This window comes from Bartonella sp. AA83SXKL, assembly GCF_042196965.1.
Classification (GTDB): domain Bacteria; phylum Pseudomonadota; class Alphaproteobacteria; order Rhizobiales; family Rhizobiaceae; genus Bartonella.
On sequence record NZ_JBHIRG010000214.1, the window covers coordinates 1 to 678 of the forward strand.

General features: G+C 36.4%; 1 protein-coding gene. It reads right to left on the reverse strand.

Annotation, left to right across the window (positions count from 1 at the left end):
• Positions 1 to 154: 154 nt before the first annotated feature.
• Positions 155 to 678, reverse strand: a 524-nt coding sequence (locus ACFINO_RS10695; RefSeq protein WP_375655829.1) for an SPOR domain-containing protein, incomplete at its 5' end; no start/stop codon positions are given.

The following is a 678-nucleotide window of genomic DNA, read 5'->3' on the forward strand; positions in this document are numbered from 1 at the left end:
GGAGTGTGCTTTAAGCCAGCAAGTTTTGTTGCAGCATCTTGAAGAGAACGCAATGAAAGAAGAAATGATTGCTTCAATAATTTTTCTTTTTCAGTGGATGAAGCAAGAGCATTATGTGTCATGGTACTATCCTTAACGCAGAATTCAAAAACCTTTAATAAGCTACAGTATAGCAGTTAAAATTTGCTTTCTTTAATAGAGAACAAGCATTAAATGCAGCTTTTTTTGATTGAAATCCTACAAACCGTGCACGATAATAACGACGTTTGTTTTTTTCAAAAAGTTGCATATGTGAAGATGCGTTCTTTAAAGCGGAGTAGGCTTTATTTTTTGCTTTTAAAAGTAAAGTTTCTGCTTGTTTTTTACTAGGAAGAGAACCAATTTGGATAGCCCATCCAGCGTTTGTGGACAAAGAGGCCGTAACAATTTCATTAATTTTAACAGATATAGCTTTTTGAGGGTTAGGGATTGGTATAATTGCCTGGTTTACAGCGGCTATTGCTGTATTGGAATTTCTAGATTGTTCTGCAAATGCTGTCAATAGAGTAGAAATTTCATCATCGGAATCGGTTGGATCAGCTTTAACAGGTGGTATAGGAGTTTGAGCGCCATTGGGTAAGTTATAGTGTGCAGAAGCCATTAAACGTCCATCATTTTTCATGCGGCTTGCTTTGGGTA